The organism is Rhizobium sp. O111, from assembly GCF_055616315.1.
The window spans coordinates 507,826-522,781 of record NZ_JBSHXL010000003.1 but is presented as its reverse complement, the minus strand read 5'-3'; the positions used below and the strand labels follow the sequence as shown (position 1 = coordinate 522,781).

The window sequence follows — 14,956 nt, the reverse complement described above, 5'->3', positions numbered from 1 at the left end:
TAAATAGGCCATATTCGCTACTTGTTCAAAACGCTTGCAGCCAAGGCTTTACAGCCGGAAAAGCAATGATATATTTCGTGGAATATCAGAAGGGGAAGGCCTTGATAGGCTGACAATGAGAGGCTCGGGCGACGTTGAACGCGTCCCGGCCAGACCATGAAAGGGTCGTGCGAATGAAACTGCTTAAAGGACTTGCCGCCGCGGCCTTGGTCGCCTTGCCGATCTTTTCCGGATCGGCGCATGCCCAGAGCGACGAGCAATTGAAGACGCTGGTCGTTGCCGTTCCTTCCGATCCCGTAAGCCTCGAGCCCGGCACCAACAAGGCCGAACCGATCGGCAGTGAGATCATTCTCAACGTGTTCGACACGCTGGTCGCCTGGACCGCGCCCGATTTCAAGCAGCTCGAGGGCCGGCTCGCCAACAACTGGACCGTTTCGGCCGACGGCAAGGAATTCGATTTCAAGCTGCGCGATGGCGTGAAGTTCCAGGACGGCACCCCATTCGATGCGGCCGCCGTGAAGTTCTCGCTGGAGCGCACCAAGGCCACCAACTCCTACGTCAAGGCGACCTTCGACCTCATCAAGGATATCGCGGTCGTATCGCCGACCGAGGTCAAGATCACGCTCTCCGAGCCCTATCCGGCATTCCTGTCGATCCTGGCGCAGCCGCAGTCGGCGATCGTCAGCCCGGCTGCCGTCGCGAAGTACGGCGACAAGTTCGCGGCCAATCCTGTCGGCACCGGGCCGTTCTCCTTCAAGAGCGCGCAGGCCGATACCAATGTCGTGCTTGAAGCCAACCCCGACTACTTCCGTGGCGCGCCCAAGCTCTCGCGCATCATCTACCGTGTCATTCCCGATGCCTCGACGCGGCGCCTGGAACTCGAAAGCGGCGGTGTCGACGTCGTGCAGCAGCAGGGCCAGCTCTCGGCCATCGCGGCCGAGGATATCGAAGCGCTGAAGTCCAACAAGGACGTCAAGATCATCGAGGCGTCCAGCCAGATCATTCGCCAGCTGGAATTCAACAACAGCAAGAAGGATGGCCCCTTCGCCAATATCAAGGTCCGCGAGGCGGTTGCGCATGCCATCGACTATGACGGCCTGCTGACCGGCGTATTCGGCGGCACGGCCGAACGCGTCTACGGTCCGCTGACCTCGAACAGCTGGGCGTTCGATCCGAAGATCAAGGACATGGCACCCGCTTACGATCCGGAGCTCGCAAAGAACCTTCTCTCCGAAGCCGGCGTCGATCCCTCCACCATCAACCTGAAGCTCTACAGCTTCCAGGGTCCGCTGTGGGGTGCCGTCGCTACCTTCGTGCAAGCCAATCTCGCCGATATCGGCATCACGGCAACGATCGAGCAGACCGAATTCCCGGCCTACCGCGCGCTGCAGACAGTCGGCCAGTTCGACGCCGCACTGGATGGTCGCCAGCCCTGGTACAACGATCCCGACGCGCATATCACCATCGGCTATCTCTCGTCGCTCGCCGACACCGCGATGACCTTCCGCATGCCTCAGGACAAGGCGCTTGACGACCTGATCTTGAAGGCGCAGCAGACGGTCGACATGGATGCCCGCAAGGCGCTCTATCAGCAGGTGCAGGAAGAGATCGTCAAGCGCGTGCCGGGCGCCTATCTGTTCAGCCCGAAGCTCATCGTCTTCACCCGCGCCAATGTCGAGGGCTTGGTGGTCAACAGCGCGCCTCCGCTCAACGAGTATTGGGGCGTGTCCAAGAAGTGAGGCGCATCGCGCCTTACTGACGAAAAATCGATCCGCAGCGGTTCGCCGCCGCGGGTTCTTTCCCTAGGATGTGAGTAGAACTGGGCATGGCGACCTTCATCTTGCGCCGATTGATCGCGTTGATACCCGTCATGTGTATCGTGCTGGTCATCGTCTTTTCGCTGGTGCGCTTCATTCCCGGCGATCCGGCCGTGACACTTCTCGGACCCGGAGCGACGCAGGCGCAGATCGATGCGCTGCGGGCGCAGCTCGATCTCGACCAGCCGTTTCCGATCCAGTTTCTGAATTATGTCGGCGGCCTGCTGCAGGGTGATTTCGGCATCTCGCTGAAGACCGGCCAACCGGTCGCGCATGAAATCCTGCTGCGGCTGCCGGCCACCATCGAGCTCTCGGTGCTCGCCGTCATCGTCGCCGTCATCATCGGCATCCCGATCGGCGTTCTGTCGGCCACCCGTCCCAATTCCGTCTTCGACCATGCGACCCGCGTCGTCTCGCTGGTCGGCGTTTCCATGCCCGCCTTCCTGCTGGCGCTAATCCTGCAGCTGGTCTTCGGCACCTATCTCGGCTGGTTGCCGGTCTCCGGTCGCATGAGCTCCTTCATCGTTGCCGAACCGGTCACCGGCTTCGCCATCCTCGACGGCGTGATCACCGGCAATTGGGCGGCGGCGCTGAGCGCGCTGCAGCACCTGATCCTGCCCACCGCCGTCCTCGCCGCTTTCCTTGCCGCCACGCTCGGTCGCTTCGTGCGCAACACCATGCTCGAAGTGATGGGCGAGGATTTCATCCGAACCGCCAAGGCCAAGGGGCTACGACGCGGCGACGTGATCATCCATCACGGGCTGCGCAACTCGCTTTTGCCGGCGATCACCGTCATCGGCCTGAAATTCGCCGAGATGCTCGGCGGCGCCATCCTGACGGAGACCATCTTCGCCTGGCCGGGGATTGGGCGCTACATGTTCGAGGCGATCAAGAACCGCGACTATCCCGTCATCCAGGGCACGACGCTGGTCTTTGCGCTGCTATTCGTTTTCACCTCGATCGTGGTCGACGTCCTCCACGGCGTTCTTGATCCGCGCGTCCGCAAGAAGATGAAGTGAACGCGATGTCAGAGTTTTTCAGCTTCCTGCGCAAGAACACGCTGGCCATGGCCGGCAGCCTCATCCTGCTCGCTCTCGTGCTGGTGATCGTCTTCGGGCCAATGATCACGCCCTATTCGCCGACCAAGCTAGACGTGCTGCACAAGCTTGCCGCGCCGAGCTTCAGCCACTGGCTCGGCACCGATGCCTTCGGCCGCGACGTCTTCACCCGCATCATGCATGGCGGCCGTGCGACGCTTGCGATCGGGGTCGGCGTCGTCGCGATCGCCTTCGTCGTCGGTGTCTCGTTCGGCATGCTCGCCGGTTTCGCCGGTGGGTGGACGGATAGCGTCATCATGCGCATCGTCGATGCGATCCTGGCGTTTCCGGCGCTGGTGCTGGCGATTGCGCTCGCGGCGGCCTTCGGCCCGAGCCTTGAGAACGCGATGCTCGCCGTGGCGATCACGCTGGCGCCGCAGTTCGCCCGCGTCGCCCGCAGCCAGGCGCTCAGCATCTCGGTGAAACCCTATGTGGAAGCCGCGATCTCGCTCGGCCTGCCGACGCCGCGCGTGCTTTTCCGCTATGTGTTTCTGAACGGCCTCGGGCCGCTCCTGGTGCAATCGACGCTGGCGCTCGGCAGCGCCATCCTGCAGACCGCGAGCCTCGGTTTCCTCGGCCTCGGCGCCCAGCCGCCGATGGCGGAGTGGGGCGCGGATGTGTCGGCCAACCTACAATTCGTGCGTGGTGCCGCCTGGGTGGCCCTGGCGCCCGGCATGGCGATCCTGCTTGCCGTGTTGTCCTTCAATCTGATCGGCGATTCCCTTGCGGACTGGTTCAATCCACGCCGACGCAGCGAACTCGACTGAGGCCTATAATGTCCACACTGACGATCAGCCTCGAGAAGGTCGATTTCCTGCCGCCGACGCGGGTGACAGACGATACCAGCGTGCTGACGCTGAAGAACCTGGTGTTCGAGCCGCTGTTGAAGTGGCACGACGGACAGGTGCTGCCGGCGCTGTTTTCCGATTGGACGCATAGCGACGAAGGCCGCGAGTGGCGGTTTTCGATCCGCGAGGGCGCGACCTTTCATGACGGGAAGCCCTGCGTCGCGGGAGATGTCATCGCGTTCATCGACGGAATTCTCGAAGCGGTCGATACGTTCGGGATGAAGTGGTCCTACGCGCGCTATCTCGCCGATGCCGTCATCACTGCCGAAGGCGACACCACCGTCGTTGTCCGCAACCCCCATGCCTTCGCCGATATTCTCGACATTTTCTCCGAGTTCTACATCTGCCGCTTAGCGCCCAATGGGCAGCCGATCCTCGGGACCGGGCCATTTCGCGTTCGCTCGTTCGAGCCCAAGGCGAAAGCCGTGCTTGAGCGTGTCGCCGGGCATGCCGAGCCGCGCGAGATCGTTGCCATCGTCGAACCCTCCGCCGACAAGCGTCTTGAGATGCTGACGTCAGGCGCGGTGGACGCCGCCCTCAATCTCGAGCGCGTCGATGAACGTCTTGAGATGGGCGACCGCTTCCAGTGGGGCAAGGCGGTCAATACGCTGTCGGTGATGTTCTATCTCAATTGCCAGGCGGGCGTCTTCCGCTCGCCTGAAGCGCGGCTTGCGGCCAATCTCGCGGTCGACACCGCCCGCATCGCGGACGAGATTTTCCACGGCCTCGCCGTGCCCTCATCGAGCATCGTCAGCCCCTATCATCTCGGCATGGCGAGCGCCGGCCTGTTTCCGATCCCCTATGATCCCGCGCGCGCGCGCGCACTGCTTAGTGAGGTGGAGGGCAGCAAGCGCGTCAAGCTGCGCACACCGACCTTCATGCCGGAGCGCGCACCCGAGGTCAGCCGGTTGGTGGCGGCATCGCTGGAGGCCGTCGGCTTCGAGGTGGAAATCGAGATCGAGACCGACCGGCCGGAATATGCGCGCCAGATCGGCCGCAAGGAGATGGGGGATCTCGCAATCTTCGATTCCTCGCCGCACAGCACCTACCGCATCTTGAACGACAAGATTTCCAGCATCACCAAGGCCGTGTGGTGGCAGGGCTATGACGACGCCGAGGCCGAACGCCTGATCGCAGCGGCCAATGCCGCCGTCGAGCCTGCGGCTCGCGAGGCTGCCTATGCGGCGTGCCTGACCCATCTCAACGCCAATCCGCCCTGGCTCTACCTCGTGCATCCGGTCGATGTCTTCGCCGCGCGCAAGGAGATTGCCGGCCTATCCATCGATCACAAGGGCACCTTGAGCATCGCCTGAGCCTGTGAGGACAGACCATGAAAAACGACTATTCGATCACCTTCTTCTACTATGACGACATCCATGCCGTGGTCCCGTTCTACGAACAGACGCTCGGCTTCGAACTCGTTCTCGACCAGGGCTTGGCGCGCATCTATCGCATCGCCGAGAACTGCTATTTCGGCATCGTCGATGGCAATCGCGGCCATCTGAAGCATCAGGAAAAGAGCGCGGTGCTGCTGACGATCGTTTCGCAGGATGTCGAAGGCTGGCATTCGCGGCTGAAGGAAGCCGGCGTCGCCGGACAGTCCGAGATGCTGCGCGGCCGATTCTGCGAGCATTTCTTCTTCGAGGATCCGGCCGGCTACGCGATCGAGATCCAGCGTTTCCACAATCCCGACGTTGCAAAGCTGTTTCAATGACCACCCCGAACAAAACGCTGCTCGACCCCGCGTTTGACGCTATCCTTGCGGAAGCGAAGGCCTTTGGTCAGGTGCCGCTGCTTGGCTTGCCTGATGGCTCCGTGGCGGATCTCGCGACGGGCTACATCCCGCTACTGGTCAACTTCACCTTCGAGGACAAAGACGCGAAGGGGCTGCGCAAGCTCAAGGATCAGGCTGAACCCGAGCCACCAGTCCATTTTACGGCGCTGGAGATGGTTCGCGACAATCCGGCGATCATCCTGACCGGCGAGACCGGCAGCGGCAAGACGAGCTTCGCCCGCAACCTTGCTTCCCGGCTGTCCGTGGGCGCATCGGCCTTGCGGCCACGGCCGGTACCGCGAAACGATCTTGGAGCCGTGCATGAGGAGCGCTGGGACCTCGATAATGTCATTCCTGTCTACATGACCGTCACCGGTCCGCAGACATTCGGCGATCTGCTCGAACAGACCGGCACCCGCGCGGTGTTTGACGATCAGGCGCTCGCGGACGCCGGTATCACCATTCTTGTCATCCTCGATGCAATCGAAGCCGCTGGCGCGGAAGGTCCGCGTCTGCTCGCCGAGGCGCTGACGTTCCAGAAGACCCATCCTCGGGTGCGGTTGCTGGCGCTCGGCGAGAGCTCCAGCGTCAAGAGCTGGCCGCTGCCGGCGGACTGCGTCCGCTACGATCTCTTGCCGCTCCTGAAAACCCAGCGTATGGATGCGGCTGCCCGACTGGCGGGGCTCGACCTTGTCCAGTCAAACGTTGCGCTTGGTGCGGCGGCCGGCAACCCGGCGCAGTTTGCCATGGCGATGTCGGCCGGGGACGCCGGTAAGACCGCCGAAGCGATTACCGATCGCTGGGTGGCGCGGATCGCCGGGGACGAGAAGACGGCTAGCCTCCTCTGCGGCCTGGCATTCGATGCGCTCAGTGGAAAGAACAACGATCCCGCGCTGTTTCCCGTCACCCGCGTGCGCCAATTGCTGGCGGCGCGGCATCTGGCATCGGAGCCAGCCGACAAGGCCGTGCTGCCGTTCCAGACGCACCCGGTGCTCTGGGCACCGGTTCTGCGGGGCCTTGCCAACCGTCTTTCCGGCACAGAGGCCGCTGACCTGCTCATCGGAGCGTTGCTGGCTGGCGAGGGCGACGACGTCCTGCGCGGCGCGCTCCTTGCCGCCGACCTTGTGACCGAGACCAGCGCACTTCGCGGCTGTATTGCAGCACATCTGCTCGCCATCGTGGCTGACGGAATGCTATCGGCGCCGCAACGGGAACAGGCGGCCCGTATCCTCTCGCGTTGGGGCGATCCGCGTGACCTGCAGGCGCTGGCCGAAGTTCCCTCGGGAAACTTAACCTTCGGCTCAGACACGCATCCGAATTCAGCGCCGCCGCATCCATTGACGGTCGGTGCGTTCAAGATCGGCATCTACCTCGTCACGAACCGCGACTATGGCGGCTTCATCGAAGAGACCAACCGCCTTTGGCGTAGCCCTGACGGCTTTGCCGAGGATCGCCGCAACGCACCTGCGACGGATCTGACTTGGCGCGATGCGCGCGCCTATTGCGACTGGCTAACCGAACGCTGGCGTGCCGAGGGACGCATCTCGCCGGACGAAGCCGTGCGCCTGCCGACGGAGCCGGAATGGGAGCGCGCGGCGCGCGGCGATCAGCCCGATAATAGGCCCGAAAAGATCGTCTATCCCTGGGGAACAGAATGGCGGGACGACGCCTCCAATTCCGAGGAGGCCGGGTTCAACACCACCTGTGCCGTCGGCCTATTCCCGAAGGGCAAGTCACCATACGGCTGCTATGACATGACGGGTCAGGTCTGGGAGTGGACGACGACGCTTTGGGGCGATGACATGGCAACGCCGCATTACAAATACCCCTACGCCGGCGACGGCCGCGAGGCGCCGGATGCAGGACCATCCATCCGTCGTGTGCTGCGCGGCGGTTGTTTCTCCAGCGGCAAGCTTAAGGCCTGCTGCACCTATCGCGGGAGCCTGGAACCGGACGGTTTTTGGCGGGGCAATGGCTTCAGGATCGTGGTCGCACGAGCCTGAGGTTGAGTAGGTGGTCCGTATGCCCGTAACAGTTCCTCATGAGCTACGTGCGGCTGAAGTGTGTGAGCCGGAGCTCGTGGTCCGCAACCTAAGCCAGCACCACTCAGCGTGCCACGGCAAGCTCAACTCCACGCCATCGGCTGCTGCTCACAAGCGACAGGATGCCTTCGAGAGGAAGCGGGTTCGAAAAATCTTCCCTTTGCGCAAGCTGTCCGGCGATGTGCTGGACGGTGCCGTTATATGGTGCCGCTATGCCATGCAGGCGGCCGAGCATGACGATCTCGACATTTAGGAAGTCGACCTCGTCAGATGCGACACGGGTAAAACTTCGCCAGGTGGATTGCTGGCCGGGATGGATGTCGCTGTTCTCAGCCACCCGCAGTTCGAAATATCAATGTCGCGCTCGGATACCGCGGCAAGCCTATAACCGACTGCCTGAAGTGGCAGCCCCCGCCTCTTCAAATTTGGCTTCGCCGAGGAGTCCAATCGATGGCAGGATCAACCGACACCAGACCGCCGGCTGGATCTCGTCGATGGAAACTTTGATCTGAAAGGCGCTTGCGGGCTTGAACCCGGGGGAATGAACAAGGTCGGAAGGAGATCGTCAAGAAAGCTGCTCGACGCTATTGCTGGGATCGGCTCTCTCCGATAGCAACCTGCCGACTTGTGCAGTCGCCGATGCTCACTATCTCTGGTGTGGGCCTGAGTTGGAGCATCGCCATGAATCAAAGCGCGGCCGATATGCTGTTGGAAGTCGGTATCGAAATTCTTCCGCCGGAACGAGAAGACAACTGCACATCGGACGCAACAACCTGTCCCTGCTGTCAAAAGTTGCGCCCGGCATCGAGCATGGATGAGATGGCTGTGGGATTTGTGATGAATGCCTGGCGCCCCTGACCTCCAGCCGAGAAGAGCTTTCTTCTGTTCCTGCCTCATTTGAAGCCGCGTTTGCGATACTACTCGACGACTATGTTGACGGAAATTTTGGCGGTCGAGCATAGAGCGTGACCGTCAGGCGATCGCGGGATGGAAAACGGACTTGGCTTTATGGCCAGGAGCTTGGCGGAAAAGATATTATCAGCTTCAACCTCTATCGATTTGCTGGATCTGGCCCGATGCTGAAGTGGTGCGAAACGTCATCCGCCAAGGTGATCGAATCCGTTCTCGGCATCGAGCCGAGTACGCAGAAAGCTGCGCCTACATCATAAATAATGGACCAAAAATGAGCAGAAAGTTTTCATTGCATTGCAACATGCGCATGGCTGCATTGCGATCTGAACGCTAGCGATCGGGGCAGTCTCTGGTATCTTTAGGGCATCGAAGTAATGCACTTCCTCCCGCATAGCTTCGTGTTCAGGCGACCCACTCCTCCTCCCAAGGGGCGCCTGACGGAACGGCGGCATTCCTCCTCCCAGCCGTTGTTCAATTCTTTTGAAAAGCCTGCCGCACCTCCTCCCGCGGCAGGCTTTTTCGTTTCCGACAGATTCATGTTCGGAGATCAGACGTCAAAGCAGGGTACCCTGTTCCACCGGCTCTCCGGATTTCGACACGATCGTGGATCCGTACCGTTTGCGTGAAGAACTGATGAGCGCGTCATTCGGGAGGTACGCGGCCGTCAGATGGAATGTCTAGAAACCCAAAAGCTGTCGGCGGCGGTCACCTTTGCGATATCTGCACAGGCCGAGGCCGCTGAATCGGCGCGATCGCGGGCTGCGGCGAAGGGTCGATCTCGCCAGGCCCTCCTCTCCAACCTGCTGATCGTTTTCGTCCAAGCTTTTTAGCGCGTCGATGATCTCGTCATAGGTGACGGCTTTATCCGCGCTATGATACAGCCGGAGACCGGGCGTGGACTCGATCGCAAACATATCGGAAGCCCACGACGCGAGGAGGGCGCGTTTTTCATCTTTGCCAATCTCAACCGCAGCAAGGACCTCACGCGGATGGCCAAAATGTTTCGCCGGATGAAGAAGGTGCGCGGCGCTGATGGCCGCTGCCGCCTTCTCCGGTATCGAATTTTCCAATCGTTCCTTTCTCATAGCTTGACCCCGTTTGATGCCAGGTCGATGTTTGGTTGCATTTGGCGCCTGTGGTTAGAGCGCCCGGTGATCGAAGAGGCCTCTCGCGGCCTCGACCATTGTTTTTAGATGGCTCGGTTCGTGAACACCTTGCCTGTACAATTCCACTGTGATGGCCGCCATCCGTTCTGCTTCTTCGGATTGCTTAATGACTCCAGTTCTCGATCGAATGTCATCGAAAACCCGCTGACAGACCGCAAGATCACGGCTGTCGAAAGACGTCGACGAAGGTTTTGTTATTGCTTGAGCCATTCTTCCACCTCCTAATCGAAGGCTCGCCCCGAGAGGCTAGGGCGAGCCTTCCCAATCGCCTGCTTAGAAGTCCATGCCAGCGCCGGCCGGCAGAGCAGGAGCGGTGTCCTTCCTAGGCTTTTCAGCGATCATCGCTTCCGTCGTCACGAGCAGGCCGGCAACGGATGCCGCGTCTTGGAGCGCGGTGCGCACAACCTTTGCCGGATCAATGACGCCCTGCGCGTAGAGATCGCCATACTCACCGGTCTGCGCATTCCAGCCATATGACAGCTCGCTCTTTTCCCGCAGCTTTCCAACCACGATCGATCCCTCGGCGCCGGCGTTTTCCGCGATCTGCCTGATGGGAGCCTCGATCGCCCTTCGGACGATGTCAATCCCGACGCGCTGATCGTCGTTGGCGGTTGGCAGACCGTGGAGTGCATTCACCGCGCGAAGCAATGCAACACCGCCGCCCGGAAGGATGCCTTCCTCGACGGCGGCCCGGGTTGCATGCAGGGCGTCGTCGACTCGGTCCTTCTTCTCCTTCACTTCAACTTCCGTCGAACCGCCGACCCGGATGACAGCAACGCCACCGGCTAGCTTGGCAAGGCGTTCCTGCAGCTTCTCGCGGTCGTAATCGGAGCTGGTCTCCTCGATCTGCGCCCGGATCTGCGCGACGCGACCATCAATTTCGGCCTTGGAGCCGACGCCATCGATGATGGTGGTGTTTTCCTTTTCGATTGCCACCTTCTTGGCACGGCCCAGCATGTTCAGCGTGACGTTTTCGAGCTTGATGCCGACATCCTCGGATATAACAGTGCCGCCAGTCAGGACGGCGATGTCTTCCAGCATCGCCTTGCGGCGGTCGCCGAAGCCCGGCGCCTTGACGGCGGCGATCTTAAGCCCGCCGCGCAGCTTGTTGACGACCAGGGTCGCTAGGGCTTCGCCTTCGACGTCTTCCGCGATGATCAGAAGTGGCTTGCCTGACTTCACCACTGCTTCCAGGACCGGAAGCATGGCCTGTAGGTTCGAAAGCTTCTTCTCGTGGATCAGGATGTAGGGATCCTCGAGTTCGACCCGCATCTTGTCCTGGTTGGTGACGAAGTAGGGGCTGAGGTAGCCGCGATCGAACTGCATACCTTCGACAACCTCGAGCTCCGTCTCCGCCGTCTTGGCCTCCTCGACGGTGATCACACCCTCATTGCCGACTTTTTCCATCGCCTCGGCGAGGTAACGGCCGATCTCTTCATCGCCGTTCGCCGAGATCGTGCCGACCTGGGCGATCTCGGAATTGCTGGTGATCTTGCGGGCGTTGGTCTTCAGTTCCCTAACGACGGCGTCGACGGCGATGTCGATGCCGCGCTTGAGGTCCATCGGGTTCATGCCCGAAGCGACAGCCTTGGCGCCTTCCTTGACGATCGCCTGGGCGAGCACGGTCGCGGTCGTGGTGCCGTCGCCGGCAAGATCATTGGTCTTTGATGCCACTTCTCGCAGCATCTGGGCGCCCATGTTCTCGAATTTGTCTTCGAGCTCGATTTCCTTGGCAACGGATACGCCGTCCTTGGTGATGCGCGGTGCGCCAAAGGACTTGTCGATCACGACGTTGCGCCCCTTTGGGCCGAGGGTCACCTTGACCGCATTGGCAAGCACATCGACCCCACGCAGCATGCGTTCACGGGCATCGGTGTGGAATTTGACTTCTTTCGCAGCCATTTGTCTAACTCCTCAATAGGCAGCTACTGACTGATAGTGGTGGGTATACGAAACAGCCCGTCAGGCCGCCTTCTTCTGCTCGGCTTGAACGTCAATGATGCCTAGGACATCACTTTCCTTCATGATCAGCAGGTCCTCACCGTTAATCTTGATCTCGGTGCCGGACCATTTGCCGAATAGGATGCGATCGCCAGCCTTGACGTCGAGCGCCTGGATCTGGCCGGCCTCGTTACGCGCGCCAGTGCCGACAGCGACGACCTCGCCTTCTGACGGCTTCTCCTTTGCGGTATCGGGGATGATGATGCCGCCCTTGGTCTTTTCCTGGGATTCGACCCGGCGGACGAGAATGCGATCGTGAAGTGGTCGGAACGACATGTTTTCCTCCATTGAGCAAAAATGATGACGTTGAAACCCTACCGAACCGGATGACCAGTCCGGGCGGGTGCGAACCTCAAACGAGCGTTGGCGGGCAAAATTTATTTTCGAGATTTTTCGATTTCAAGAGGGTCGATAAGAAAAATTAGCACTCGGCGTCGTTGGCTGCTAACATGCTGGAAAGGAACAATAAACAGCATCGCCGAATTCAAAAAACCATTGATGAGTGCAAGATTTTAAGTCACCTTCGCAGCGTCATGAAACGGAGATGAAGCATGCAATTCTCGTCGGATCTGGAGCGTCAGCTCAACGGCTACGGGCTGACCACCGCGCATATCCTCTACCGCATTCCCGACTTCGAATCCGTCCTGCAAACCTACGTCTGGCAGGACTATGATCTCGAACCTGATTTTCCGGAGATGCACAAGTTCCTCGGCTTCTGGCAGGCGAACCTCGACGGGCCTCTCCACTCTGTCCGCTATTCCCACCAGCGGCTGATCGGGCCACACGAATGGCGCCGTGTCGAGGGCGAGTTCAAGCTCCATTGAACTCTTGATTTTGATTTTCGTCCTCCTCGCTTTTCGACCCACCGAGGACTGCCGAGCTTGGTGCCCCCGAAGGCGATGGAGTAACACCTCTATGGAAGAGAACATCAATATCCTCAAGAACGTCGCATGGATGAACGCGAAGGGATCATAGTGGACTTTGCTCGCTGGCTTGAGACCGCCTCAAAAGAAGCCCTAGTCCAGTAAGGAAAGTTCGCAACGATGTCCGCGAGCATTGCAAAAGCAATGCGTGTCAATGCTGGCGAGCTTGCACGCGGTAGACCGGAGGCAGCCGAGCGTGTTCAGCAAGCATCTGAGATGATGGCCCGGTTCGAGCCCGCCTATCCTCAATCCTAGCGATAAACGCCGAAATCATCCGATTTCGGTCGGTGTGGAATTTTTCGCGCCGCGGATCTTGAAGCCGAAACTCTCAAAAGCCAAATTATTTTCCAGCCAGTTGCTGAGGACAGAGCTGGCCTTGCTGGAGGCGCCGCCTTTCGGCGTTTCCGTACCCATGTTGCTTCAAGGAGGATATGGCTATGGGACCATCTTACGACTACGCCCCCCTGTTCCGCTCGAGCATCGGGTTCGATCGGGTCTTCAATCTTCTCGAAAACGCTCAGCGCGCCCGCTCGATCAGCGACTGGCCGCCCTATGACATCGTAAAGACCGGTGACGACGGTTACCGCATCTCGATCGCGGTGGCCGGGTTTGCTCAGGACGATCTCGACATCACTTTTCAGTCCAACCTGCTGACTGTCAGCGGCAAGAAGCAGGAATCCTCCGCCGATGCCTACCTGCATCGCGGCGTTGCCGGACGTCCGTTCGAGCATCGTTTCGAGCTTGCCGACCACGTCCGGGTGAATGGCGCGGATCTGAGCAACGGCCTCCTTTCGATCGATCTCGTTCGTGAGATCCCGGAGGCGTTGAAGCCGCGGAAGATTTGGATCCAGGGCTCACCAGCTCTGACTTCGTCCTGCCCCGCTCACATCGAGGCGCGGGAAGCGGCGTGATCGAGCTTGTCCACTAATGGGCGCCACGCGCCGTGACACCCACCAACATCGCGGGTCGGAAAGGAGAGAGAGATGAAGCCCGATATGTTCAGAGAGCCAATTTGCATTCTCGTCGGCCTAGGTTTTCCGGCCGAGGTTCACAGTGCGACGGACGCGTATCGTCATCTTTGTGAATGGCCAATGAGGCTGAGGGATAATGCGCATGCTGTTGCCTTGAAGGCCTGCGGCGCCGCGTTGCGCGGCGAGATCGAGGCCGAAACGGCGCGCGGCCTTTTCGCGGCATTCGCTGAAAGGCATGATTTGCTGGCGCCGGAAACGGGTGCCATAGCCGCGTCTCGCCTGAGGCGGGATCAAGATCCGCACATCCAGTGAGGAGGAACCCATGCATAGTCAACTGCAACGGGCCGCCAGCCAAGCCGCGACGATAGCGCTGGTGGTTCTCGTTCCCGGCCTTCAGCTTCGGCGGCCGATCGACGTCGTCCGTGCGCCATTTCTCTCGATTGATGATCGTCGCGCCTTCCTGGCGGCTTGGGCACCAGACTTGTAGGCGGTGGATTCGCAATTATCGCAGCGGCATCTCCCGGGAACGCCCGCCAGGCTCAATGGAGGAGGTGCGGGCGGCTCCGGGGGAGCTTGATCACGACGCTACTGTCGAGTGCACAGCCTGGGATTGACCTCGATGGCACCCCAGGGACGCTTCGCTCCAAGCTGGCGGTGAAAACAGCGCGAGCCGCGTTCCAAGTATATCCATCGCCATCCACCACGTGCTGACGGTGGTGGATGCGTATCGGCTCTCACTGTCGCCTAGCGATTACCTATCATAGGGTCCACAATGATAAGAGGGGCGAGCGGCCTCGCCCCTCGAAGGCGTCAGCCGATCGGATAAATCGGGATTACACGATCACCGATTTCTAACCTGCCTTGCGCAGTTGCAATCTCGATACGCCGGCCGCGACATTCAGACCGGTCCCGACTTCGGCGCTGAGCGGCTGCAGGCCAAAATTCTTGGCGTTGCCGCCGACCAGCGCGTTCGCCCCCAGGCCGAGGCCAACCGAAGCTCCGGCCGACGCGCCAACGTAAGTACCAGCTAGGCTACCTTCTCCAACTGTCGTCGGCTTGGTGTTGATCACGACCCAGCTCAAATAGGACTTCCCTGTTACGCCGACATCGATGCCGAGCTTTCCGATCGTACCGGTGTAGCGTTCGACCTTGCCGGTCCGCTGTTTGAACTGGCAGTCAACCGTTCGGCTGGAGCCGATCAGTAAGCCAATACCACCGGCGACTTCGCAAGAAAGCGTACCCAGCCGCTCTTTCGGCTGCGAGGCAACTTTCTCGTTATGCTGGCTTTTGCCGTGGCGAATATCGGCCGCCGTGGCAACGGAGCCAAAGACAAGGGTGGTGGCCAACGCGAGAATGAGCGTCTTCTTCATTTTCTCTTCCTTGTTCGAGATTAAAGCGTGTTAGG

Annotated in this window: 18 protein-coding genes and 1 pseudogene; 11 read left to right on the top strand and 8 right to left on the bottom strand. The window is 60.5% G+C overall.

Annotation, left to right across the window (positions count from 1 at the left end; genetic code table 11):
* The first annotated feature begins 173 nt into the window (after window positions 1-173).
* From ACVTFQ_RS28215 to ACVTFQ_RS28190, 6 genes are all read left to right on the top strand, one after another.
* Window positions 174-1,739, top strand: coding sequence for an ABC transporter substrate-binding protein (locus tag ACVTFQ_RS28215; RefSeq protein WP_111564700.1), 1,566 nt, complete (start codon window positions 174-176; stop codon window positions 1,737-1,739).
* 86 nt (window positions 1,740-1,825) lie between these two features.
* Entirely contained in the window at window positions 1,826-2,836 is a 1,011-nt protein-coding gene (locus tag ACVTFQ_RS28210) for an ABC transporter permease (RefSeq protein WP_111564701.1), read from the top strand.
* A gap of 5 nt (window positions 2,837-2,841) precedes the next feature.
* On the top strand, window positions 2,842-3,681 hold the full coding sequence (locus tag ACVTFQ_RS28205) for an ABC transporter permease (RefSeq protein ID WP_111564702.1): 840 nt from the start codon (window positions 2,842-2,844) through the stop codon (window positions 3,679-3,681).
* An 8-nt stretch (window positions 3,682-3,689) separates the two neighbouring features.
* Complete coding sequence (locus tag ACVTFQ_RS28200) at window positions 3,690-5,075, top strand: ABC transporter substrate-binding protein (RefSeq protein WP_111564703.1); 1,386 nt, start codon at window positions 3,690-3,692, stop codon at window positions 5,073-5,075.
* 17 nt (window positions 5,076-5,092) lie between these two features.
* Window positions 5,093-5,476 carry a VOC family protein gene (locus tag ACVTFQ_RS28195; protein ID WP_111564704.1) on the top strand — a complete coding sequence of 128 codons (384 nt, stop codon included), beginning with the start codon at window positions 5,093-5,095 and terminating at the stop codon, window positions 5,474-5,476.
* Complete coding sequence (locus ACVTFQ_RS28190) at window positions 5,473-7,539, top strand: SUMF1/EgtB/PvdO family nonheme iron enzyme (RefSeq protein WP_413396856.1); 2,067 nt, start codon at window positions 5,473-5,475, stop codon at window positions 7,537-7,539. Before ACVTFQ_RS28195 ends, ACVTFQ_RS28190 begins: the two co-directional genes overlap by 4 nt.
* Window positions 7,540-7,642: 103 nt before the next feature.
* Here ACVTFQ_RS28190 and ACVTFQ_RS28185 read toward each other — a convergent pair whose 3' ends face one another.
* On the bottom strand, window positions 7,643-7,915 hold the full coding sequence (locus ACVTFQ_RS28185) for a hypothetical protein (protein ID WP_111564706.1): 273 nt from the start codon (window positions 7,913-7,915) through the stop codon (window positions 7,643-7,645).
* Window positions 7,916-8,259: 344 nt separating this feature from the next.
* On the opposite strand from ACVTFQ_RS28185, the gene ACVTFQ_RS28180 reads away from it, so the two are divergent.
* On the top strand, window positions 8,260-8,436 hold the full coding sequence (locus ACVTFQ_RS28180) for a hypothetical protein (protein WP_162718185.1): 177 nt from the start codon (window positions 8,260-8,262) through the stop codon (window positions 8,434-8,436).
* A 608-nt stretch (window positions 8,437-9,044) separates the two neighbouring features.
* Here the strand turns inward: ACVTFQ_RS28180 and ACVTFQ_RS28175 are convergent.
* From ACVTFQ_RS28175 to groES, 5 genes and pseudogenes are all read right to left on the bottom strand, one after another.
* Window positions 9,045-9,143: pseudogene (locus ACVTFQ_RS28175) on the bottom strand (SOS response-associated peptidase); the annotation flags it as partial.
* A 24-nt stretch (window positions 9,144-9,167) separates the two neighbouring features.
* The gene (locus tag ACVTFQ_RS28170; protein ID WP_470424325.1) at window positions 9,168-9,575 is read right to left on the bottom strand and encodes a hypothetical protein; all 408 of its coding nucleotides are present in this window, start codon (window positions 9,573-9,575) and stop codon (window positions 9,168-9,170) included.
* 54 nt (window positions 9,576-9,629) lie between these two features.
* Window positions 9,630-9,866 (bottom strand): hypothetical protein, encoded by a 237-nt coding sequence (locus tag ACVTFQ_RS28165; RefSeq protein WP_111564708.1) that lies wholly within the window; start codon window positions 9,864-9,866, stop codon window positions 9,630-9,632.
* A 63-nt stretch (window positions 9,867-9,929) separates the two neighbouring features.
* Window positions 9,930-11,558: a chaperonin GroEL gene (groL, locus tag ACVTFQ_RS28160; RefSeq protein WP_470424324.1), complete on the bottom strand. Its 1,629-nt coding sequence runs from the start codon at window positions 11,556-11,558 to the stop codon at window positions 9,930-9,932.
* A gap of 60 nt (window positions 11,559-11,618) precedes the next feature.
* Complete coding sequence (gene groES, locus ACVTFQ_RS28155) at window positions 11,619-11,933, bottom strand: co-chaperone GroES (protein ID WP_112437467.1); 315 nt, start codon at window positions 11,931-11,933, stop codon at window positions 11,619-11,621.
* Between the two features lie 275 nt (window positions 11,934-12,208).
* On the opposite strand from groES, the gene ACVTFQ_RS28150 reads away from it, so the two are divergent.
* Complete coding sequence (locus ACVTFQ_RS28150; protein WP_470424323.1) at window positions 12,209-12,481, top strand: usg protein; 273 nt, start codon at window positions 12,209-12,211, stop codon at window positions 12,479-12,481.
* Window positions 12,482-12,850: 369 nt separating this feature from the next.
* Here the strand turns inward: ACVTFQ_RS28150 and ACVTFQ_RS28145 are convergent, their stop codons facing one another.
* Window positions 12,851-12,994 (bottom strand): hypothetical protein, encoded by a 144-nt coding sequence (locus ACVTFQ_RS28145; RefSeq protein ID WP_162724622.1) that lies wholly within the window; start codon window positions 12,992-12,994, stop codon window positions 12,851-12,853.
* Window positions 12,995-13,017: 23 nt separating this feature from the next.
* On the opposite strand from ACVTFQ_RS28145, the gene ACVTFQ_RS28140 reads away from it, so the two are divergent.
* The 3 genes from ACVTFQ_RS28140 (at window position 13,018) to ACVTFQ_RS28130 (ending at window position 14,038) form a co-directional block, all read left to right on the top strand.
* Window positions 13,018-13,491, top strand: a complete 474-nt coding sequence (locus ACVTFQ_RS28140; protein WP_112949884.1) for an Hsp20 family protein — start codon at window positions 13,018-13,020, stop codon at window positions 13,489-13,491.
* Window positions 13,492-13,563: 72 nt separating this feature from the next.
* Window positions 13,564-13,863: a DUF982 domain-containing protein gene (locus ACVTFQ_RS28135; protein WP_470424322.1), complete on the top strand. Its 300-nt coding sequence runs from the start codon at window positions 13,564-13,566 to the stop codon at window positions 13,861-13,863.
* A gap of 10 nt (window positions 13,864-13,873) precedes the next feature.
* Window positions 13,874-14,038, top strand: a complete 165-nt coding sequence (locus ACVTFQ_RS28130) for a hypothetical protein (RefSeq protein WP_313760764.1) — start codon at window positions 13,874-13,876, stop codon at window positions 14,036-14,038.
* Window positions 14,039-14,402: 364 nt separating this feature from the next.
* On the opposite strand, the gene ACVTFQ_RS28125 is transcribed toward ACVTFQ_RS28130, so the two are convergent.
* Window positions 14,403-14,921 (bottom strand): DUF992 domain-containing protein, encoded by a 519-nt coding sequence (locus ACVTFQ_RS28125; RefSeq protein WP_111565437.1) that lies wholly within the window; start codon window positions 14,919-14,921, stop codon window positions 14,403-14,405.
* Window positions 14,922-14,956 lie beyond the last annotated feature (35 nt).